A 19,434-nucleotide genomic window follows, 5' to 3' on the forward strand; every position below is an offset into this window, starting at 1 on the left:
GGGATGGTAGCCGCGGAACGCTCACGCCCCGTGCCATACGGTGGTGATGTTGCAGAACTCCCGGATTCCGTGTCCGGACAGCTCGCGCCCGTATCCCGACCGCTTGACCCCGCCGAACGGGAACGCCGGGTGGGAGGCGGTCATCCCGTTGACGTACACCGCGCCGGCGTCCAGGTCCCGGACGAAGCGGTCGACCTCGGCGCTGTCCCGGGTCCACACGTTGGAGCTCAGCCCGAAGGGCGTGTCGTTGGCGATCGCGATCGCTTCGTCGAGGTCGGCCACCCGGTACAGCGTGGCGACGGGACCGAAGGTCTCCTCCTGGTGGACGCGCATCTCGGGGGTGATGTCGGCGAGGACGGTCGGCGGGTAGAACCAGCCCGGCCCGTCGGGGCGTTCGGCACCGCACAGCACGGTGGCCCCGCTCTCCACGGCCTCGTCGACCAGTTCCTCCAGGTCCTTGCGGCCCCGCTCGCTGGAGAGCGGGCCGACATCGGTGTCCTCGTCCAGCGGGTCGCCGACCTTCAACGCCTTCATGGCCTCGACGAACCGCTCGGCGAAGGCGTCGTAGACGTCGGCGTGCACGATGAACCGCTTGGCGGCGATGCACGACTGGCCGGTGTTCTGCACCCGGGCCGTCACCGCGATCCGGGCCGCCTCCTCGACGTCGGCGGACGGCATCACCACGTACGGGTCGCTGCCGCCCAGTTCCAGGACGGTCTTCTTGACCTCGTCCCCGGCGACCGAGGCGACCGCCCGGCCGGCCGGCTCGCTGCCGGTGAGGGTCGCGGCCTTCACACGCGGGTCGCGCAGGATGTCCTCGACGGCGCGCGAGCCGACGAGCAGGGTCTGGAAGCAGCCCTCGGGGAAGCCCGCCCGGCGGAAGAGGTCCTCCAGGTAGAGCGCGGTCTGCGGGACGTTGGAGGCGTGCTTCAGCAGGCCCACGTTGCCGGCCATCAGGGCGGGCGCGGCGAACCGGATCACCTGCCAGAGCGGGAAGTTCCACGGCATCACGGCGAGCACCGGGCCGAGCGGGCGGTAGCGGACCAGGACCCGGGAGGCGCCCGAGTCCTTCACGTCCGCGTCGGACGGCTCCACGTCGGTGAGCAGCACCTCGGCGTGGTCGGCGTACCAGCGCATCGCCTTCGCGCACTTGGCGGCCTCGGCGCGGGCCTGCTTGACGGGCTTGCCCATCTCCGTGGTCATCGTCCGCGCGACGTCCTCGGCGTCCTCGTCGAGGAGGTCGGCGGCCCGGCGCAGCAGCCGGGCGCGCTCCGCGAAGGAGGTGGTCCGGTAGGTGCGGAAGGTGGCGTCGGCGGTGGCGAGGCGGTGCTCGATCTCCTCCTCGCCCAGGGCGTCGTACGTCTTGAGGGTCTCGCCGTTCGCCGGGTTGACCGTGGCGATGGGCATGCTGGCCTCCTGCGTGGACTGTCCTTCGACCTTCCCGCGCTACGGAGCACGCCGCAACGCGACTCAGTCCGAGTGCTCCAGAAGACGGTCGAGAAACTCCGCCTGCGCCGGGACGATCACGGCCCGGGCCCGTTCGACGCTGAGCCACTCCACGCGGTCCAGCTCCGGGAACTCCTGGAGCCGGCCGGACCTCGGCGGCCACTCCATGCGGAAGGTGCCCGGCACGACGGTGGCCGGGTCGAGGTCCGCCTCGATCGCCCAGGCCGTCACGATCTTGCCGTTCTTCTGCCGCACCTCGCCCAGCGGTACGGCCTCCCCGTCGGGCGGGGCCAGCCCCAGCTCCTCCTGGAACTCCCGGCGGGCCGCGTCCCAGGCGGGCTCGTCCGGTTCGTACTCGCCCTTGGGCACGCTCCACGCCCCCGCGTCCTTCTGCGCGAAGTACGGGCCGCCCATATGGCCGAGCAGTACCTCGACGCCGTGCTCGGTGCGGCGGTGCAGCAGCAGGCCGGCACTGCGCTTGGGGGTGGTCAACGCGTCACCTCGGGGTGTGCGGCGAGCAGGGTCTCGACCGTATCGGCTTCGGCGGGGGTCTTGTCCTCGCGATAGCGGATCACGCGGGCGAAACGCAGGGTGACACCGGCCGGGTAGCGGGTGGAGCGCTGCAGGCCGTCGTAGGCGATCTCGACGACGAGTTCGGGGCGTACGGTCACACCCCAGCCGTGCCGCTCCACGGCCAGCTCCGTCAGCCGCTCGGTCTGCCAGGCCAGCAACGCGTCGGTCATGCCCTTGAAGGTCTAGAAGGGTCTGTAGGTACGAACTTAGAGCTAAGCTCCCGGGCATGGCGATCGCCCCTGAGTACCTCCACCTGGTGTATCCGGACCGGGCCCCGTTCGGGGCCTTCCTGTACGGGCGGAACTCCGCCGACCCGAAGAAGAAGGGCCGTTCGGTCTCCGACCAGCTGATGAACGGCCGCGCGCTGTGCGAAGCGCACGACTGGCCGGTCCTCCACGAATTCAAGGACACCGGCATCTCGGCGAGCCGGCATGCCCGGAAGGCGCGCGACGAGTTCGACGAGATGCTGCAGCGGATCGAGGCCGGCGAGCCCCGCATCCTGGTCGCGTGGGAGGCCTCGCGGTACTACCGGGACCTGGAGATCTACGTCCGGCTCCGGAACGCCTGCTTCGCCGCGAACGTGCTGCTCTGCTACAACGGCACCGTCTACGACCTGTCCAAGCGAGCGGACCGCAAGGCAACCGCCATGGACGCCATCGCGGCCGAGGACGAGGCCGAGGGCATCCGCGACAGGAACGTCCGCACGCTGAACGGGAACGCCGCCAAGGGACGCCCGCACGGACCCGTCCTGACCGGCTACCGCCGCGTCTACGACCAGAGCACGGGTGAACTCCTCAACCAGGAGCCGCACGCCCGGCAGGCGAAGTTCGTGAACGACCTCTTCGAACTGGCTGAGAAGGGCACAGGCGCCAACGAGATAGCCCGCAAAGTCGCTGAGCAGACTCAGGCCCAGCGCACCCGCCTGGAACGCAAGGGGCGGTCCGAAGAGGAGATCACCCAGACCTTGATCGAGCTGGGACTGCTCACCAGATTCGGCAACCCGTGGCGCGCGAAGGCCATCACGAAGATGCTCACGAACAAGGCGTTCCTGGGCAAGAAGATCAACAACGGTGAGGAGACAGGCACCGCCACCTGGAAGGCGATAGTGCCTGAGGACCGCTTCTACGCTGTGCAGCGCATCATCGAGCAGCGCCGGTACGGGAAGTCGCATGACACGTCCGTGAAGCACCTGCTGTCGGGCATCCCGGTCTGCGGCGAACACGGCGACCAGGACCCCCTCGTCAGGTGGAAGAAGGACGGCAAGGGGCATGAGCAGTACCGGTGCGTCCGCACCGACGTCACGCTGAGCGCCGCCCGCTTCCAGGCCTACGTCGAGGAAGGGGTGGTGACCTGGCTCAGCTCGGCCGAGGCGAAGCGGGCCTTCGAGCAGAGCGCCCAGTCCGACACGATCAAGCGGGCCCGTAGGAAGCTGACGGGAATGGAGCACCAGCTGCGTGAGGCCCGCGCTGCCGCGCGCGAGTTCGACGACGACGGCCAGCCGCGGATGTCCGCGCTGACGCTCGCCGACCTGGAGCGAGGGCTGAGCCCGCAGATGAAGAAGCTCAAGGGGCAGATCGAGGCGGCCACGATCCCGCCGATCCTGCGAGGCCTGGTCGGAAACCGGGACGCGGACAGGATCTGGGCGAGCCTGGAGATGGCCACTCAGCGGATGATCCTTAGAGAGGTCGTGACGATCCGCGTGTTCAAAGCGCCGGCGCAGGGGGTCAAGTCCCTCGAAGGCCGCGTGCGGATGTCGTTCTTCGGCGAGCCCGGCTTCAAGCCGGTGGATGGAAGCCGGGCGTAAGGCCGTCCGGCTACGCGAGCGCCATCGGTATCACCGGCGGTGCGAGCAGCGGATCCGGCGCGGCCGCCGACGGGAACGGCCGGCGGCGGAGCCAGGCCTGGACCCACAGGCCGTCTCCGGCCAGGCGCAGCAGCAGGTCGTTTATCTCGCCCTGAAGCTGTCGGGTGCAGTAGCGCTCGTCGACGAGGTGGACGCACCAGCCCTCGTCCTCGACGGTCACGAGCAGCCGCCCCGTGGGCATCATGTCCGGCGGTACGGTCTCCCAGCGCAGGACGGCCAGCCGGAGCCCCTGCGCCGGGCGCATCAGACGTCCGTCGTCGGTCCACCGCTGCCGCCAGAGTCCGTGAACCACGCTGTGCTTGGTGGCCCTGTCGAACTCGTTGCACAGGGGTTGCTCTGTGTGGTCCGGGCTGAGAAGGAACTCGATCTGACCGCCTGGCCGGTCCTTCACATGGATGGCACGGCCCTTTGGTATCTCCCCGGGCTCGGCCAGTCTGTAGAGCGCTTGCTTGCGTGACGTGTCGGACACTGCGGTCCACCCCCTGCGGCGCTGCCCTCAAGAAGGCAGCGCTTTCCTATGGTTTGCGTCCCTCGCTGCCAGGCGGGGGACCCATCATGCACAGGGCGATTACTTTTGGCCACACCTTCATTACGGGCCGCATGTGAGGGGCTCTCAACTGCACTGATGTGTGCGGGCAGTTGGGCTATAGGCAATTTTGCGCCATCAGCGCTTGGGGGCTCTGCCGTACAGGCGCATGAGGTTGTGCACCTTCGCGAGGTCCTCGGAGTCCAGCTCCCCGGTCACGACCGCCCTGACCTGACCGTCGTCGCTCCAGACCGTGTGGACGTCCATGAACTGCACCCCGGCGGCCTCCTGAACGGCGCCCGGGTCGAGGCCCAGAACGTCGGCGAGCGCGTCCAGCTGCGGATACTCCGGATGCTCCGCCGGGCCCAGCTCGGCGCGCTCCAGGCGGCCCAGCCAATCCGCTTCGATCACGTGCTCTCCGCTGGTGGGGTCGAGCGCACGGGCCGCGACCTCCGCCAGGCTCAGCCCAGTCTCGGCACGGTGCACGCGTACTAGATCGGACAGATCTGTACGCCCTGTCGCCGGGTCCGGAGCCTCAGGTTCGGGCTCCGCGAGGGCTCTCCTGGGGGGCTCCAGTGGCGGCTGTGCCTCTTCGAGATCCCGGCGCACTCGCCGCATGATCTCGTCCGAGGCGTCGGGCCTCACTCTCAGTTCCTTGGCCGCGGCGGTCACTACGCGTCGGAACAGTTCCTCGTCCGGTGAGAGCGCTGGCCCGGCTTCCGGTGTGCTGGAGCCCGTCGCGCGCAGAATCTCCCGGAGGATCTCTGCGGCGTCTCCGCGGCCTACGTCCTCCAGTTGTTCAGGCGTCACGCCCACCACGCGGGCCATGTGGGCGAGTGTCCTGGGGGGAGCGTGTACAGGCTCGTCTCTGGTCTTGTAACCGCGCTCGATCTGACGCCATCGTGCGGCGCCGAGCTTGACCTGCGCGAGGGCTGCTGCGTCTTCGGCGCTTAGGCCTCGCGCGAGGCGCGCGACGCGGATCAATTCGCCCTCCGCTGGCGGCTCCGGGGTGCGTGGCGTTGTGGTCACGGCGACTCCATCTCTGGCCCCAACGGAACTTCACTGAACTTTAGCGAACTTTCCCAGGTCAGCGACCCCGCCCCCTTCTGCTCTGTGCGGTGAAGTACCGTAAAGTTCGGTACTTTGCTTGTACTTCGCGATACCTGCCCGTACTCTCAAGTCATGGAACCCCGAAGGAACCAGGATCCGGGGAGAGTTCGCCGTAAGCGGATCCAAGCCGGACTGAACCAGACCACGTTGGCGCTCAAGGCGGGCATCTCGAAGAACCACATGTCTCAGGTGGAGCGCGGCGTGACGGGGGCCTCGCCGCGTGTGCTGAAGCAGCTCGCTGATGTCTTGGGCTGCGAGATTGCCGATCTGATGCCGCCTGAGCCGACCGTCTCTGAGAGTGCGGCGTGACGCGCGAGGAGCGTCACAGGCTGCTCAGCCCGGCTGAGATCGCGGACGCGCAGGGCCAGGCTCGGCGGGCCGTGAGCACGGTCGGTATCCCGCAGGAGCTGATCGACAGGCTGCGCCCGATCCTCGCCCCGGCCGCTGCGGCTCTGGCGACGGACGAGGCTGCCGCCCACGCCAAGGCCGCCTGACCAGCACATAGTTCGGGGCCGCGCCCGGCTCCACCCGCGCACGACCCCTACGGCACATCCACACCCAAAACCCAACCCAGGAGTGGATCACCTTGACCGCATCATCCCATCACCCGTTCGGTTTCCATGTGCCCGGCCCGATGCCGGCCGCGATGCCGCTGCGTCAGGTCCCGGCGATGCAGGCCGCCGTGACCCCCGCCGTTCCCGCGCCGCTGGTGTCGACGGCGCCGGAGCCGTTGTTCCCGATGTGCGCCGTCTGCGGCAACCGCCGCGACCTCGTCCCCCGTGGGCAGGAGCGTTACCGCTCCGGCGCGCAGGTTCTCGTCTGCGGGGACGGCTGCGAGGTCGACCCGGTACAGGCCGCGGCCGGTGTGATCGGCGCCTCGATGAACAACGGTGCGGGCACCCCCCGCGAGTGGGCGCAGGCCCAGTACGACAGCGGCCTGCTCTTCGACCCCAAGCGTGCGAAGGACATCGAGGCCGCTGCCCGTGAGCAGGAGCGTGCCGAGATGCGCGCCGAGCTGGAGGCCGCCGCCGAGGCCGCCGAGGCGGCCGACTGGTTCCACGAGCGGTGGCTGGCCACCGCCCCCCTGCAGGAGGGCTGCAAGGCCGTGCACCGCCTGTGTGACGGCCGCCCCGGCTACTACCACCTGCCGGTGGACGCGGTCCTGGGCGCGCTCGACGGCCGGCAGGCGACCACCGACGACCGGCCCCTGAAGCTGACCTGGGACGGCATGGTCGCCCCGCCCGCCGGTGACCGCCCGGGCGAGAAGACCCTCGTCGGGTGCGAGACCACGTTCGGTGCCCGCGCGGTCCTCGAACTCGACGACGCCCAGCGCCGGGACCTCGCCGAGCTGTTCCTCGCCACCATCCACCCGGCGGAGGCCTGCGCCACCCCCGGCTGCGGCCTGTCCGCCGACGACCTCGACACCGCCGACCCGACGGTGTGGGGCTGGATCTGCGTCGACGTCGCCGGCAGCGAGCAGGGCCCGCGCTGGTGGTGCAACCCCCTCTGCGCGAGCGCGGCCATGACCGCCGCGGGCGCCGAGCTCGCGGCCGCCGACCGGGCCGCCGCGATCGATCCCCGCCGCCAGGCGCCCGGGCCGCTGTACGGAGGGAACGTCGAGGAGTTCATCTCGGACGCGTACGACAGCCTCGCCGACATGGAGGCCGACACCGACGCCGTCGAGGACGCCCCCGAGACCATCCCGTTCGTGCCCACTCCGGGCACCGCCGCCGGCAACGGCGGTCAGGGGGCGACCCAGTGATCACGCTGATCCTCGGCACGTTCGGCGGGTGGGTGCTCTACCTGCTCGCGGTCTACCTCTGCGACAGCCAGGCCCACAGCGGCCGCCGCATCCGCCGGATCGGCGGTGCGCGATGAGCGAGGACACCAGCCGGAACGTGCTCGCGGAGCTGGAGGCCTTCGAGGCCGCCGCGTTCAGGGTCGGTCAGCTCGCGCGCCGCCTGCGCACCGACCACCCCGACTTGCCCGTCCAGACCATGCTGCCCACTGTCTGGGCGCTCGCCAGTAGTGCCGGCCCCGACGTCCACGCCGAGCTGGAGATCCACTGCGACTCCGTCGACGGCGCGCACGCCTGCGCGGCGGTCCTCGGTGTCGAGGCCACCGTGACGATCGCCGGCAGCGGGTACGAGCGGGCTGCGGCCAAGGCCGTCGTGAACGGCATCAAGGTCAAGGTCTCCGGTACGCGGTCCCTGACCGGCGACGAGTACCGCGCGTGGCGTGCCGAGCAGGACCAGGCCGCCGCCGAGGCCGAGACGGCGGGTGGCGCGCAGTGAGCGCCATCGAGGAGGGCCCGCGCGCGGCGGGCGGGGACGGGAAGGACACCCACACGCGTGTGGGCGGCGTTCACCCGGGCTGCCGGGCGGGGGGCTGATCGCATGGTGACCCGCCCCGTCCTCGACCTCCGCCCGGGCGACCAGGTTCGCCAGCCCTCGGGGGTGTGGCTGACCGTCGGCGCCCGGCCGCGGGCCACCCGCGACGGGAACGTCCTCTTCTGGTTCTACGTGGGCGGCAGCACCGGCCGCGCCGGCTGGCTCGATGAGGTCGAGTGCCGACCGGCCCGGGCGGGGGTGCGCGAGTGAGTCCGCGCCTCGGCCTGGTCGCGGACGCCGCGGTGAAGGTGCTCGCCGACCAGCTCGCCGAGGAGATGCCGCTGCTGCCCCGCTACGACATCGACCGCATCGCCGCCGCCCAGGCCGAGGCACTGCGCGCCAAGGGGCTGCGGATCACCGTGCCCGTCACCGCCCTGGCCCGGACCGGCCAGACCACCACCACCGGAGAGAGCACGTGAACCTCGACGCCAGCCTGTTCATCGCGGTCCTCCTCGGCTGCATCGCCGCCGCAGTCCTGATCGGCTCCCTCATCTTCGCCCGCCACGCCCGCTACCAGGGCCGCACCCCGGAGCCGTACGCCGGCTTCCGCACCGGCGCCCGCCACACCGGTACCGGCGAGTTCCTGCAGCTGGCATGCGAGGGCCACTGCCCCGGCACCACCGCGCACGAGATCACCGGCGACGAGGACGCGACCTGTGTCCTGTGCGGGACGCATCGCAGCACGCTTCCGGACTTCGCCCAGGCCGACGACCAGGCCTGAGCCGTCCCCCTGTACCGCCGGGCGGGCGGCACGTGCCCTGACAACCGTGCCGCCCGCCCGGCCCACCAACCACGACTGTGGAGATCCCACTGATGACGTACAACCTGGCGCCGGAGAACGCACCCTGGTTCGAGCACCTCACCGACAGCGTCGGCGCGCTCGGTGAAGCGGCCCGTGAGTGGCGGCTCGCCGACCGTGCGGCCTCCCTCGCCGAGGACCACACGCGGTGGGAACGCGGTGTCCTGCACGAGGGCCGCACCACCCACGAGCCCGGCCCGGACACGGTGCCCCTGCACCGCCGGACCTACAGCAACCACCGCCCGCACGTACGGGCGGTCCGCGAGCTGCGGCGCGCCTATCAGGAGCACCGCTCCCTCACCAGGCGCTGGTACGGCCACACGGCGATGCTGTTCGCGTCGGGGGCGGCGTGGGCGATCGCCCAGGTGCAGGCGGGCGGGGAGCCCCGCCAGGTGGTGTTCACCCTCGACCACTACGAGCGGCCCGCCCCCATCCCGCACGGCTACAGCGTCGAGGGCGTCGAGGCGTACGCGGGCGCGGAGAAGCTGGCGGCCGCGTACGACCGGCTGCGGTCCACGCATCTGGCCCACGACGTCTCCGAGGAGATCGCGGGCCGCCCCGACCACGAGGTCACCGAGCGCGACGCGGGCGAGATGTTCGAGGCCGGCGACCACGCCCGCGGTCTCCCGGACGCCGCCTACGCCTACGGCCTCCTCCTGGAGGGCGCCCTGCAGTACGTCCTCCTCGACACGAAGGACGCCCACCGCAAACGGCTCGCCGAGCAGCGCGCCGCCCAGCAGACGGCCTCGGCCGCCACCCCGGCCGAGGGGGACGTCAAGTGAGCGAGCCCACCACGACCGTCACGCCCGCGGTGCCGGTGCCGTCGCGGGAGGAGATCGACGCCGCGCTGCGCACCCTGCTGCGCGCCTGGTCCCCGAACCTGCTCCCCCTCGAAGCCGACGCCCCCGCGATGGAGGCGGACGACGACGAGGACTACGACCCGTACGACGGCTGCCAGTGCGCCGGCACCGACGACGACGGTGAACCGCTGGGCTGCAACTGCGCGGGCGGCTGCACCTGCGACTCCTGCTACCACCAGGAGTACGTCCGGGCCAAGACGTGCCAGGCCGGGCCGCCCTGCGCGGGCCTGGACACCCGGTGCGCCAAGGCCACCCGCTACCGGGTGGTCGGGTTCCGTCTGGTCCGGGACTGGGTCGGCGCACCCGTCGACCTCGGCTGCGGGCACGGCCCGGCCGACGAGTGCCCGTGCGGCGACGACTTCGTGTACGTCGACCGCGGGCCCCGCCCGCGCACCCACCAGACGCTGACCGCCTGCTCGCCCGAGCACGCGGCGGTACTCATCGACCGTATGCGCCAGGTCTACGCCGAGCCGGACGACAAGCCCGCCCGGCTGCGCTGGTACATCGAGCCCTGGGCGTACGAGCCGCACGACATGGACCTGCCCGAACCGCTGGCCGATGTGCGCGCGGCCGTCGAAAGCGCCCGGACCTCCGCCCGCATGGCGATCACCGCCCATGCGGGAGACGGGGACACGGAGCTGTGGCTGCGGTACTTGCGCGGCGACCTCGCCCGCGCCCTGTGGCACGCCTCCCGCCCCCTGGAACGCCCCGACGAGGACGACCAGGCCGACGACGAGCCGAGCGCGCCGCCGCAGGAAGAGCCCTCGGACCCGTGGGCGCCCGACGACGAGCCGTCGGGCGGTGACCGGTGAGCGCCGTCGACCAGGCGGGCGAGGCACGTCGTCTCGCCGCCCAGAAGATGAGCCAGCGCGTCATCGCCGAGCGGCTCGGCATCACCCGGTACAAGGTCCGCCAGATGCTGACCAGCCCGGCGGTCGCCCAGCCGCCCGCCGTGGTCGGGCAGACCGCCCGCCCGGCCGCCCAGGCGACCAGCGTGGGCGAGCAGACCACCGGGTTGGGCGACCGGGCGGCCACCGTGGCCGATCCGGTGGGCGGGCGGGCGACAGGGCGGCGCCGGTGGTCGAGGGCGTGGTCGTGGCGGCCGCGCCGGTCGGCCACACGGTCGGCGCGGTCCGCATCCCGCTGCCGGGCGCGCGCAGTCCGTGGCTGCGAGTGGATCTGTCCCGCCGCCGGGGCCTGTTGCGCGACCTGGTCGCGCTGGCCCGGGTGGGCCTGCAGATCCCTTACGTCGTCGAGGACGTCCTGCGGGCGTTCGCTGCGGCCTACCACCAGGCCCTTGCCACCGGGCAGTTGCAGCGCGGTCAGGGCTACGACGTGCAGATCCGCGTACGGCCCTGCCGTCACACCTGAAAGCCGGCCGTCCGCCCCGCCCGACTCCCGGGGCGGGCGGCCACCGGCCGACCACTGACTGAGGAGGAGACCGTGCCGATCCGTGACCTGGCTGCCGCGGTTGTCCGGCGGCGCGGCCGCCGTCAGCCGTGCGAGGTCCCGTCCCTCCCGCACTCCCTCAACTCCCGCTTCTACCCGGGCGGGTGGCGGTGCGACCGGCACAGCCCCTGGGCCCTGGCCGGCCACGACAGCCCCACCCCCCGAGTGACGACCAACGAGACCCCGAAGGACGCGTGAATGACCAGAACAGCAGCAGCCACGCCGCGCGCGACGGCATCCGGCCGCCCCGGCCCGGCCCGCCCGGCACCCGCCTATGACCGGGCCGTGTGGGAGCGGGCGGTGATGGCCGACGACCTGCACACCAGCGCCCGGTTGATCGCCCTGATCCTCGCCCACCACGCCGACGACCAGGGGGTGATCGCGCCCGGCGGCCGCCAGGACGCCCGCCTCCTCGCCCAGGACTCCGGCATCGAGGGCAAGTTCGTGCGGATCTCCCTGGAGCGCCTGGAACGCTGCCACTTCATCTCCCGGCCGCCCATCGAGACCTGGGAGGACAAGGACCTGGTGCGCCCCGTCTTCTTGATCCTGCCCAACAGGTTCCGTACGGAGCCTGCCCATACGGGCGGGCCACGGTGAGCGTCGAGGGGCAGATGGCGTTACTGCCCGACGACCCACCCGCGTACGGCGGTGAGCCGTACCTGCCCACGGTGCCGATCAGGACGTCCGGCCAGACCGAGTACTCAGTCCAGTGCGTCGGATCGGGCGGCTGCGGCGCCTACCACCGGCACGTCAGCACCGGCATCAAGACGGCGCCCTGCGGCGCCGAGTACACCGTGCCCCACCCCGAAGAGGAGTCCCCGCCTTGACCCCGCACCGTCCGGACGGCATCTGAGAGATGGCCCGTCTGCCCGCGTCCCCCGCCGAGCCCCGCCACACCCGTGGCGGGGCCGGTGGCGTGGGGCGCGGGCAGTGGGTGCGCTACCCGCTGCGGGTCGTTGTCGACACCGTCTCCTACGCGGACGCCGACACGAAGATCTACGGCAAGGTCAAGGCGCTCTCCCGGGGCCGGATGTGCGAGGCCTCGGTGGCGAGGCTGGCGGAGTTCACCGGCCTGTCCGTCTCGGCCGTCGAGAAGGCGCTCACCCGGTTGTCGAGGCCCGCGCCGACCGACGGCATCGCGGAACTCACCCGCCGTCAGCGCTCCCACCGGGCCACCGGCAAGGGCCTCACCAACGAGCGGGACACCCGCCCCCTCGACGCCGACGAGCGGTACGTGAGCGCGCCCGTACGGGCCGCTGACACCCTGCGCGGCACCCTGCACCGCCTGTACCTCCTCCTGCGCTACACCACGTTCGTCGAGCACCGTGACCTCACCCTCGCCGAGATCGGTGAGGCGCTGCGCCACTTCGGCGGCAAGCACGTCGTCGGCGAGGCCCTGCACGAGGGCACCGCCGCCCGCCTCCTGGACGAACTCGAGGGAGCGGGCTGGATCACCCAGGACAAGCGCGCCGGCTACCGCGGCCGCCACCAGATCACCGTCCACGACGACCCCGTCCACCTGGTCCACGACCCGGCCACCGCCCCGCCCACGACCGCAACCCCCGCGCCGTCGACTCCCGATGCTCAGTACGGGGCGGGTCCCGATGCTCAGTGCGGGGCCCCCGCGTATAAGGAAGACCATGCACTGACTCACCTTGGAAACGATGCGCCCCCGGGTGGGGGTGTCCGCCGTAGGCGAGGTGACCGTAAGTGGGCGCCCTCACCTGTGGATAACTCCGCTGTGCCTGCGACGTTCCACGCCGAGCCGAGCCCGCGCCCGTACGACGGGCCCGGGCTGAGCCTCTCGCCGAGGGTCTGGGAAGTCCTCGCCCCCGTCGCCGATCTCCTGCCCCGGATCAACGAGTTCGTGATCCGTACCGCCGCCCGCGCCATCGGCCGCCAACTCGACGCCGAGGTCCCCGTGGACGACCTCCACGACCAACTCCTCCACCGCCGCCAACGCACCGGCGCCGCCAACCTGCTCGCCGACCCCGGCCGGTGGCTCCTCGGCGTCGCCCTCGCCGACTGGGCTTCACCCTGCGGCCTCGCCGATTGCGTCGACGGACTTATCCGCCACAGCGGCATCCCCTGCAAGGCCTGCGCCGCCCTCCCGCCCGAACGGCACCGCGGCCGCGCACGTGGTCACCCACCACCCACCACAGCGGCCTCCACCGCACTGCACCAGTGCCCCGGCTGCCGAGCCCCCTACCGGCCACCCCTCAGACACCCCAACTGCCGCCTCTGCCACCACCCACTCACCGCCTGACCGAGGAGACCCCCTGTGCCCTACCAGAACCCGCGCCCCACCCCCGCAACGGCCCCGGCCGCTGCCCACACTGTGGAGACGCCGTGATCTTCTGCCTCAACGCCAACGGCAACACCCAGATGATCAACGCCCAGCGCGTCCCCGACTACGGCAACCAGGCCGTCCGCCAGGACTCCGTCGGCCGCTACCACGTCCGCCAACTCGCCAAGGACCGCTCCACCCTGGAGGGCTCCGAGGCCCTGCACTACCCACGCCCCCACCTGCAGCAACCCGCCGCCCAAGCGGCCCGCCGCCCGCCGCCTCTCCTCGGCCAAAGTGCGCGTCGGCGTACGCCCCGTCAGGTGGCAGCGATGAGCCCCCGCGAGGACGTCGCCGCGATGCTCCGCGCCGGCGCCACCTACGCCGAGATCAGGACCCAGCTGCACGTGTCCGACACGCTGATCCACCGCACCCGCCTCGCCCTGAACATCCCCCTGCCCATCGGGCGGACCAGGCGCAGCAAGGCCGAAATGGCCGACCTCGACGACCAGGCCGTGACCATGCTCCGCGCCGGCGCCACCTACAAGGAGATCCACCGCACGCTCCGGCTCGCCCTGAACCGCATCTCCCGCCTGCGCAGGCAGCACCGCATCCCCGTCCCAAGCCGCAAGCGCGAGAACCCCCGCCGCTACACCGTCGACGAGGCCTTCACCACGCACACCCGGGCCACCACCGAGGGCGGCCACCTGCTGTGGACCGGCCCCCGCAGCGGCCGCAGCTTCGACCTGATCGCCTCCGGCCGCACCTACAACGCCCGCGCCATCGCCTTCCGCCGCCACCACGGCCGCGACCCCGAGGGCCAGACCCGCCGCACCTGCGACCAGCCCGACTGCATCGCCGGCGCCCACCTCACCGACCGCCGCATCCGGAAGGACACCCCGTGAAGCCACCACCCGCCCGCCCCCCGAGGACGTCGCCGCCATGCTCCGCGCCGGCGCCACCTACCGGCTGATCCACGCCCGCCTCGGCGTCGGCCAGGCCACCATCGCCGCCACCCGCCGCGCCCTGAACATCCCCTGCCCCCGGCCGCGCAGGCCGCCGCCCGGCCCCGAGGCCGCAGAGGTCGACGCCGCCATCGCCGCCATGCTCCGCGCCGCGCCACCTACAACGAGATCCGCGAACAGCTTCACGTCAGCGCCCAGCGCGTCTCCGGCGTCCGCCTGCAGCACAAGATCCCCGTGCCCCCGGCCGCTGCCCCGGCCACACCGGCCCCCGCACCCCCGAACAGACCCTCGCCCAGTACAGCCGACCGGCCACAGACGGCCACACCATCTGGACCGGCCCCATCGACGGCGGCGGGAAACCCACGATCTGGACACGCAGCAAAGCCCTCAGCGGCTGGCGCGTCGCCTTCCGCGCCCACCACGGCCGCGAACCCGACGGCCGCGTCCGCGTCGCCTGCGACGAACCCCGCTGCGTCAACGGCGCCCACCTCACCGACCGCACCATCCGCGAAGCCCACCGCCGCGCCGACACCGCATTCGAACAGATCTTCGGGAGCCCGTCATGACCGCAAGGAGGCACTGACCATGCCCACCCAACAGACCGTGGACGCCCTCCTCGACGCCTACACCGACCGCCGCCGCGCCCTCCAGCGCGTCCTCTGGCTCATCGCCCACCACCCCGGCCTGGTCGCCGCCGACCCGTCCCTCGTCCTCCGCGCCCTGGACACCCACCCCGAGGCCTACGGCTGGTGCCCACCCGGCTGCACCGCCGACTGCACCCCGACCCAGCCGTCATGGCCCGCCACCCCCAGATCTGACCCGTCTCGCGCGCACGCGCGCCTGCGATCACGCGCGCGGTAACCGCAGGCGCGTACGAGCGAGATCCCTTACCCGCCAGTAGGCATGGTCGGACATCCCCGGCCGGAAAGAACGATCATGAATCAGCCCAGCACCGAGGACCTGGCCCGACTCCGCGAGCAGCTCCAAGGGGAGATCAGTGAGGCCCGCGGCACCCTCAAGGACCTCCGCCACGAGATCCGCGAGGCCCGCCAGCTCATCGCGTCCGCCAAAGCACTCGCCGCCACCCTCGCCGCCGACACGGTCAGGACCGTCATCGACACCGAAGTCACCAAGCAGGTCGAGGCCCTCGGCGAGGTGACCAAGCAGGAGATGGAGAAGTCGTCCACCAAGGTGATCGCCGAGTTCGACAAGCTCCTCGACATCCTCCTCGGCAACGAGCACGTCGCCGACGGCCGCGAGGAACGCTCCATCCCCGAACTCCTGCAGGACCCCGCCGTCCTGGCCGGCGTACAGCGACGCCTCGGCGGGACCGGCCGTGTCTGACCGCTGCGCCACGCCCGACTGCGGACGCTCCCGCGACACCAAGAGCAGCCGGCGCCTGTGCCACCGGTGCACCGGCCGCCTCACTGCACAGCTGCACGAACTGCAGTGGCAACTCCCGCACTTGCGCGCCTGCCTCTACCCCGACCGCAGCCCCACCACCGGCACCATCCACGGCGGCCGCGCCCACTCACCCCTGCCCGCCCGCGGCGACGTCCTCAACCTCCTCGGCGCCGGATCCAACACCACCCTCACCGACCCCTACGGCGACGCCCGCCACGACCAGGACGGCCCCATACCCGTCGACACCATGCTCCGCGGCTGGGCCGAGATACTCGCCACCCACATCCGCCTCGCCCCAACCCCCTGGCGACGCCCCGGACACACCTGGGTCGCCTGGCACATCGCCTACCTCCCCTGGACCCTCACCGCCGACTGGGCCGGCCTCTTCCACCAGGAACTCGCCGACGTCCTCACCCGCGTACGCCGCATCACCCACACCGAACCCCAACGCCACGCCCAGGACGCCCCCTGCCCCTCGTGCGACGCGTTCGGCCTGGTCGACGAGGACTGGGCCAACTACGTCGAGTGCGTCGTCTGCGGGAACCTCCTCACCCGCGACGAGTACCAGGCCCACGCCCGCCGCGTCCTGCCCGCCCTCTACCGCACCGCCCTGCAGATCCTCATCAGCAAAGGCCGCAAGGAAGACCCGACATGCAGCTCTGGTACGACCGAAACCGACAGCCCATCGACGCCGACACCGCCAACCGGCTACTCGGCGACCAGGGCTACGTCCGCATAGCCCTCACCGAACTCACCGCCCCCGACGGCCCACACCGCACCGCCCGCATCTCCACCGTCTGGCGCGGTATCGACATCCCCAGCTTCGGCCCCCAGCTCTTCGAGACCATGGTCTTCGGCGGCCCCGAGGACCAGCGGCAGCAGCGCTACGACACCGAGGACGAGGCCCGCGCGGGCCACGACAGCATCGTCGCCGAGACCCTCGCCCTCATCCCCGGCGCCAAACAGGCACCCTCGCCGTAGCGCGACGCGAACGTTGTCGCTGGACAACAAACCGGCCACGGTGTGAACATGGCGCCAGCACCACACGTGCGCCCTCCTCACAGAACTCCCACTCGGGTGGCGCTCAGGGAAGGGTTGACCGGCCCCGGCCTACGGGCCGCAGAGCCGGCGGGCTACCGCGAGCCTCAAGAGCGGTCCCTGCCACCCCACCATGAAAAGCCGCAGCCCCAGACCCCCCCAACAGGTCTGGGGCTGCGGCGCATCCACCGGCACGGCGAAGGAGGCCCGCGCATGGCCGACCAGCTGTACAACGGCACCGAGGCCGCCCGGCTCGCGACCGAGTGGCGACGCCGCGTCTCCGCCGGCGCGGCCCGCGTCAGCCGGTCCGCCATCTGCAACTGGCGCCGCCGCGGCCACCTCCCCGTCGCAGGCCTCGACGAACGCCAACGGCCCCTCTACGCCCTCGCCGACCTCGCCCGCGCCGAACTCGCCACCCGCGACATCGCCCTCCACCCCGAACGCGCCACCCAGCGCACCCCGTAGAGGCCAGCGCCCGCCTCTGTCACAACTCCGACACATCGCCCTCACGCACCCCTGCGAACCGCGCATGCTGGCCCCTCACACCAGCAACCCGTGGGGGAAACCCATGAGCCACCAGCCACACCCGCACCAGCCGGGATGGGCCGTACCGCAACCGCCCAGACCGCCGAAGAAGACCCGCCCAGCGGCGCTCGTCGGCATCGGCTGCCTCGGCATCGTCTTCATGGCCACCGTCGTCAGCGCCCTGACCTCCCTCACCGGCGGCGACAGCAACGACAAGAGCGACAAGGCCGCCGCGAAGGCGCCCCGCTACGAGATCGTCGAACAGGACACCAGCGGCAACAAGCGCAACGTCGTCGTCGAGGTCGACAGCACCAAGAGCCTGAAGGCCGTCTTCGACGACGTCACCGGCAAGCTGACCGAAGAGGCCGGCTACTACGTCGTGATCAACTGCTCGACAGGCGGTACCGACGACGTCGACAACCGCCTCGCCAACGGACAGAAGGCCGTCGGCAGCATGGGCGCGGCAACCACCGGACTCGAGGACGGCGACACGGAGTTCTCCACGAACCCGGACCGCACCTGCCCCGTAGACCCTGCGGACGAGGCCAAAGAGGAAGCCGACCGGGACGCCGCCGCCAAAGCAGCCGGCCTCCCGCCCGAGCCCACCGGCGCCAAGCGCCAGGAACTCCTCGACGCCATCGAGGCCGTGAACCCCGACGCCGTCCGCCACGAGGACAAGGCCGTCGACGCCGCACGCAACCAGTGCAGCGCCATCAACGGCGAAGCCAACCGGCTCGACTGGCTCGCCGCACAGCGCTTCACCTACAAGGACGTCACCACCACCGAAGCCCAGGGCAAGCAGATCAACGCCGCCCTCAAGCGCATCGGCTTCTGCGACGTCTGACCCCCTCGCTACCCATTGAGATGCACGCGGCCCCGCACCAGCCAGGTACGGGGCCGCACCCCTTCGGCCGGGGAGGAGATGCCAATGACCACCCCCTCCCCGGCCGAGCACTGGAAAGAGGCCCCTCCGCCTGGCGCACCACACCCCGCCCCCGGGGCTGGAAGACCCTCCGCGCCCAAGTCCTCGCCCGCGACGCACACCAGTGCACATGGATCGAGGACGGCGAACGCTGCACCGCCGAGGGCACCGACGCCGACCACATCGGCGACCCCGACGACCACAGCCCCGGCAACCTCCGCACCCTGTGCGGGCCGCACCACCGCAAGCGGACCGCCATCCAGGCCCGCGCCTCACGCGGACCGCTGCCCAGCCGACAGCGGCCAGCCGCGCCGCATCCGGGCCTGATCAGCACACAACCCGCGAAGCCCAAGCGATCCGATCCCGACGTTCCACCCTTCTGACCTGCATGTTTGTCGAAGGGGTGGGGGGTGACCCCCTCCGCCCTCCGGTTTGGCCCACGGTGCGGCATAGCTTGGCGCGATCCGTACGGGTCCCGGAGTCCAGCTCCGTCCCGGCCCTCGGCGGGGGTACACGCGGCTGGGCGCCGAGGCGCCGGGGTGATCCGACTCCCCTGCAGACAGACGGGCACACAGCCCCTCGACTCCTCAGGGTGTGCAGCATCATCGCAGCTCAGCGACTATTCTACCGTTACACGCTGCGGTAGGATGGAGGCATGAACACCCGGACCTGCGAGCAGTGTGGCGAGCACCTGCGGGCGCGGCACTCGCACCGCGCCCGGTTCTGCAGCACCCGCTGCCGGGTCGCCGCCCACCGCACCCGTACGGCCGTCCCCGTCGAGCTCCGAGGCCGCGAGCGCTGGGTACGGCGCAGCGCGGACAAGGTTCCGCTGACCGCCGGTACCGGACGGCCCGCCTCGTCGACCGACCCGGCGACCTGGGCGAGCCACACCGACGCCGTCCGCTCGCCGCACGGTGCCGGGCTCGGCTACGTCCTGGCCGACGGCGACGACGTCGTGGTCCTCGACCTCGACCACTGCCTCGACGGCGAGCAGCTGGCGCCGTGGGCCGCCGAGATCCTGGCCGCCTGCCCGCCCACCTACACCGAGGTCTCACTGTCCGGGACCGGCCTGCACATCTGGGGCCGCGGCCGTCTGGCGCGCGGTCGCCGCATCCGCCGGCCGGATGGCGCCGCGATTGAGGCGTACTCCTCCGGCCGCTACATCGCCCTCGGCCACCGCTACCACCAGGCGCCGCTGCAGCTCGCCGACCTCACCGAGGTTCTGGACTCGCTGACGTAACACCAATCCGAAAACGCCCGCGCCTGATCCGCGCGGGAA

At 71.8% G+C, this 19,434-nt stretch carries 29 protein-coding genes and 1 pseudogene; 24 read left to right on the plus strand and 6 right to left on the minus strand.

The features are described 5' to 3' along the window. Positions 1-21: 21 nt before the first annotated feature. The 3 genes and pseudogenes from E4N62_RS46630 to E4N62_RS46640 form a co-directional block, all read right to left on the minus strand. Positions 22-1,407, minus strand: coding sequence for an NADP-dependent succinic semialdehyde dehydrogenase (locus E4N62_RS46630; protein ID WP_230224490.1), 1,386 nt, complete (start codon positions 1,405-1,407; stop codon positions 22-24). Between the two features lie 63 nt (positions 1,408-1,470). Beyond that, positions 1,471-1,938: an NUDIX domain-containing protein gene (locus tag E4N62_RS46635; RefSeq protein ID WP_230224492.1), complete on the minus strand. Its 468-nt coding sequence runs from the start codon at positions 1,936-1,938 to the stop codon at positions 1,471-1,473. After that, positions 1,935-2,201, minus strand: a pseudogene (locus E4N62_RS46640) (ATP-dependent DNA ligase); the annotation flags it as partial. The pseudogene E4N62_RS46640 and the gene E4N62_RS46635, both read right to left, overlap by 4 nt. A 44-nt stretch (positions 2,202-2,245) precedes the next feature. Between E4N62_RS46640 and E4N62_RS46645 the strand changes: the two are divergent. Then, positions 2,246-3,823, plus strand: a complete 1,578-nt coding sequence (locus E4N62_RS46645; RefSeq protein ID WP_230224494.1) for a recombinase family protein — start codon at positions 2,246-2,248, stop codon at positions 3,821-3,823. A 10-nt stretch (positions 3,824-3,833) separates the two neighbouring features. On the opposite strand, the gene E4N62_RS46650 is transcribed toward E4N62_RS46645, so the two are convergent. Next, a complete protein-coding gene (locus E4N62_RS46650) occupies positions 3,834-4,352 on the minus strand; it encodes a hypothetical protein (protein ID WP_230224497.1) in 519 nt (172 codons plus the stop codon). 195 nt (positions 4,353-4,547) lie between these two features. Further along, positions 4,548-5,393, minus strand: coding sequence for a helix-turn-helix transcriptional regulator (locus E4N62_RS46655; RefSeq protein ID WP_230224499.1), 846 nt, complete (start codon positions 5,391-5,393; stop codon positions 4,548-4,550). Positions 5,394-5,591: 198 nt separating this feature from the next. Here E4N62_RS46655 and E4N62_RS46660 point away from each other — a divergent pair, with 198 nt between their 5' ends. The 15 genes from E4N62_RS46660 to E4N62_RS46730 all read left to right on the plus strand — a co-directional run bounded on the left by E4N62_RS46660 (position 5,592) and on the right by E4N62_RS46730 (position 14,206). Further along, positions 5,592-5,828: a helix-turn-helix domain-containing protein gene (locus E4N62_RS46660; protein WP_230224501.1), complete on the plus strand. Its 237-nt coding sequence runs from the start codon at positions 5,592-5,594 to the stop codon at positions 5,826-5,828. Then, positions 5,825-6,013 (plus strand): hypothetical protein, encoded by a 189-nt coding sequence (locus E4N62_RS46665; protein ID WP_230224503.1) that lies wholly within the window; start codon positions 5,825-5,827, stop codon positions 6,011-6,013. Before E4N62_RS46660 ends, E4N62_RS46665 begins: the two co-directional genes overlap by 4 nt. A gap of 92 nt (positions 6,014-6,105) precedes the next feature. Continuing rightward, positions 6,106-7,281, plus strand: a complete 1,176-nt coding sequence (locus tag E4N62_RS46670) for a hypothetical protein (RefSeq protein WP_230224504.1) — start codon at positions 6,106-6,108, stop codon at positions 7,279-7,281. A gap of 112 nt (positions 7,282-7,393) precedes the next feature. Further along, positions 7,394-7,813, plus strand: a complete 420-nt coding sequence (locus tag E4N62_RS46675) for a hypothetical protein (RefSeq protein ID WP_230224506.1) — start codon at positions 7,394-7,396, stop codon at positions 7,811-7,813. A gap of 102 nt (positions 7,814-7,915) precedes the next feature. Continuing rightward, positions 7,916-8,119 carry a hypothetical protein gene (locus E4N62_RS46680; protein WP_230224508.1) on the plus strand — a complete coding sequence of 68 codons (204 nt, stop codon included), beginning with the start codon at positions 7,916-7,918 and terminating at the stop codon, positions 8,117-8,119. Next, positions 8,116-8,328: a hypothetical protein gene (locus E4N62_RS46685; protein WP_230224509.1), complete on the plus strand. Its 213-nt coding sequence runs from the start codon at positions 8,116-8,118 to the stop codon at positions 8,326-8,328. The genes E4N62_RS46680 and E4N62_RS46685 overlap by 4 nt, the downstream gene beginning before the upstream one ends. Further along, positions 8,325-8,630 (plus strand): hypothetical protein, encoded by a 306-nt coding sequence (locus tag E4N62_RS46690; RefSeq protein WP_230224511.1) that lies wholly within the window; start codon positions 8,325-8,327, stop codon positions 8,628-8,630. Before E4N62_RS46685 ends, E4N62_RS46690 begins: the two co-directional genes overlap by 4 nt. A gap of 92 nt (positions 8,631-8,722) precedes the next feature. Continuing rightward, on the plus strand, positions 8,723-9,490 hold the full coding sequence (locus E4N62_RS46695) for a hypothetical protein (RefSeq protein ID WP_230224513.1): 768 nt from the start codon (positions 8,723-8,725) through the stop codon (positions 9,488-9,490). Then, entirely contained in the window at positions 9,487-10,380 is an 894-nt protein-coding gene (locus E4N62_RS46700) for a hypothetical protein (RefSeq protein ID WP_230224515.1), read from the plus strand. Before E4N62_RS46695 ends, E4N62_RS46700 begins: the two co-directional genes overlap by 4 nt. A 265-nt stretch (positions 10,381-10,645) precedes the next feature. Further along, entirely contained in the window at positions 10,646-10,939 is a 294-nt protein-coding gene (locus tag E4N62_RS46705) for a hypothetical protein (protein ID WP_230224517.1), read from the plus strand. A gap of 72 nt (positions 10,940-11,011) precedes the next feature. After that, positions 11,012-11,215 carry a hypothetical protein gene (locus tag E4N62_RS46710; RefSeq protein WP_230224518.1) on the plus strand — a complete coding sequence of 68 codons (204 nt, stop codon included), beginning with the start codon at positions 11,012-11,014 and terminating at the stop codon, positions 11,213-11,215. Then, entirely contained in the window at positions 11,216-11,614 is a 399-nt protein-coding gene (locus E4N62_RS46715; RefSeq protein WP_230224519.1) for a hypothetical protein, read from the plus strand. A 14-nt stretch (positions 11,615-11,628) separates the two neighbouring features. After that, on the plus strand, positions 11,629-11,844 hold the full coding sequence (locus E4N62_RS46720; protein WP_230224520.1) for a hypothetical protein: 216 nt from the start codon (positions 11,629-11,631) through the stop codon (positions 11,842-11,844). A gap of 29 nt (positions 11,845-11,873) precedes the next feature. Further along, positions 11,874-13,283 carry a hypothetical protein gene (locus E4N62_RS46725; protein ID WP_230224521.1) on the plus strand — a complete coding sequence of 470 codons (1,410 nt, stop codon included), beginning with the start codon at positions 11,874-11,876 and terminating at the stop codon, positions 13,281-13,283. An 83-nt stretch (positions 13,284-13,366) separates the two neighbouring features. Next, on the plus strand, positions 13,367-14,206 hold the full coding sequence (locus tag E4N62_RS46730) for a hypothetical protein (protein WP_230224522.1): 840 nt from the start codon (positions 13,367-13,369) through the stop codon (positions 14,204-14,206). A 57-nt stretch (positions 14,207-14,263) separates the two neighbouring features. Here the strand turns inward: E4N62_RS46730 and E4N62_RS46735 are convergent, their stop codons facing one another. After that, on the minus strand, positions 14,264-14,491 hold the full coding sequence (locus E4N62_RS46735) for a hypothetical protein (RefSeq protein ID WP_230224523.1): 228 nt from the start codon (positions 14,489-14,491) through the stop codon (positions 14,264-14,266). A 360-nt stretch (positions 14,492-14,851) separates the two neighbouring features. On the opposite strand from E4N62_RS46735, the gene E4N62_RS46740 reads away from it, so the two are divergent. The 8 genes from E4N62_RS46740 (at position 14,852) to E4N62_RS46775 (ending at position 19,395) form a co-directional block, all read left to right on the plus strand. Further along, entirely contained in the window at positions 14,852-15,127 is a 276-nt protein-coding gene (locus E4N62_RS46740; RefSeq protein ID WP_230224524.1) for a hypothetical protein, read from the plus strand. Between the two features lie 75 nt (positions 15,128-15,202). Next, a complete protein-coding gene (locus tag E4N62_RS46745) occupies positions 15,203-15,610 on the plus strand; it encodes a hypothetical protein (protein WP_230224527.1) in 408 nt (135 codons plus the stop codon). Further along, positions 15,603-16,409, plus strand: coding sequence for a hypothetical protein (locus E4N62_RS46750; RefSeq protein WP_230224529.1), 807 nt, complete (start codon positions 15,603-15,605; stop codon positions 16,407-16,409). Before E4N62_RS46745 ends, E4N62_RS46750 begins: the two co-directional genes overlap by 8 nt. Further along, positions 16,322-16,651 carry a hypothetical protein gene (locus tag E4N62_RS46755; protein ID WP_230224531.1) on the plus strand — a complete coding sequence of 110 codons (330 nt, stop codon included), beginning with the start codon at positions 16,322-16,324 and terminating at the stop codon, positions 16,649-16,651. Before E4N62_RS46750 ends, E4N62_RS46755 begins: the two co-directional genes overlap by 88 nt. 270 nt (positions 16,652-16,921) lie before the next feature. Next, on the plus strand, positions 16,922-17,173 hold the full coding sequence (locus E4N62_RS46760; protein WP_230224533.1) for a MerR family transcriptional regulator: 252 nt from the start codon (positions 16,922-16,924) through the stop codon (positions 17,171-17,173). A gap of 103 nt (positions 17,174-17,276) precedes the next feature. Further along, positions 17,277-18,077: a hypothetical protein gene (locus tag E4N62_RS46765; protein ID WP_230224535.1), complete on the plus strand. Its 801-nt coding sequence runs from the start codon at positions 17,277-17,279 to the stop codon at positions 18,075-18,077. Between the two features lie 20 nt (positions 18,078-18,097). Further along, complete coding sequence (locus tag E4N62_RS46770; protein WP_230224537.1) at positions 18,098-18,538, plus strand: HNH endonuclease; 441 nt, start codon at positions 18,098-18,100, stop codon at positions 18,536-18,538. Positions 18,539-18,810: 272 nt separating this feature from the next. Further along, positions 18,811-19,395, plus strand: a complete 585-nt coding sequence (locus tag E4N62_RS46775) for a DNA primase (RefSeq protein ID WP_230224539.1) — start codon at positions 18,811-18,813, stop codon at positions 19,393-19,395. Positions 19,396-19,434: the final 39 nt, after the last annotated feature.

Origin of the sequence: Streptomyces sp. MNU76 (assembly GCF_020982545.1) — a bacterium.
In the GTDB taxonomy this organism is placed as follows: domain Bacteria; phylum Actinomycetota; class Actinomycetes; order Streptomycetales; family Streptomycetaceae; genus Streptomyces.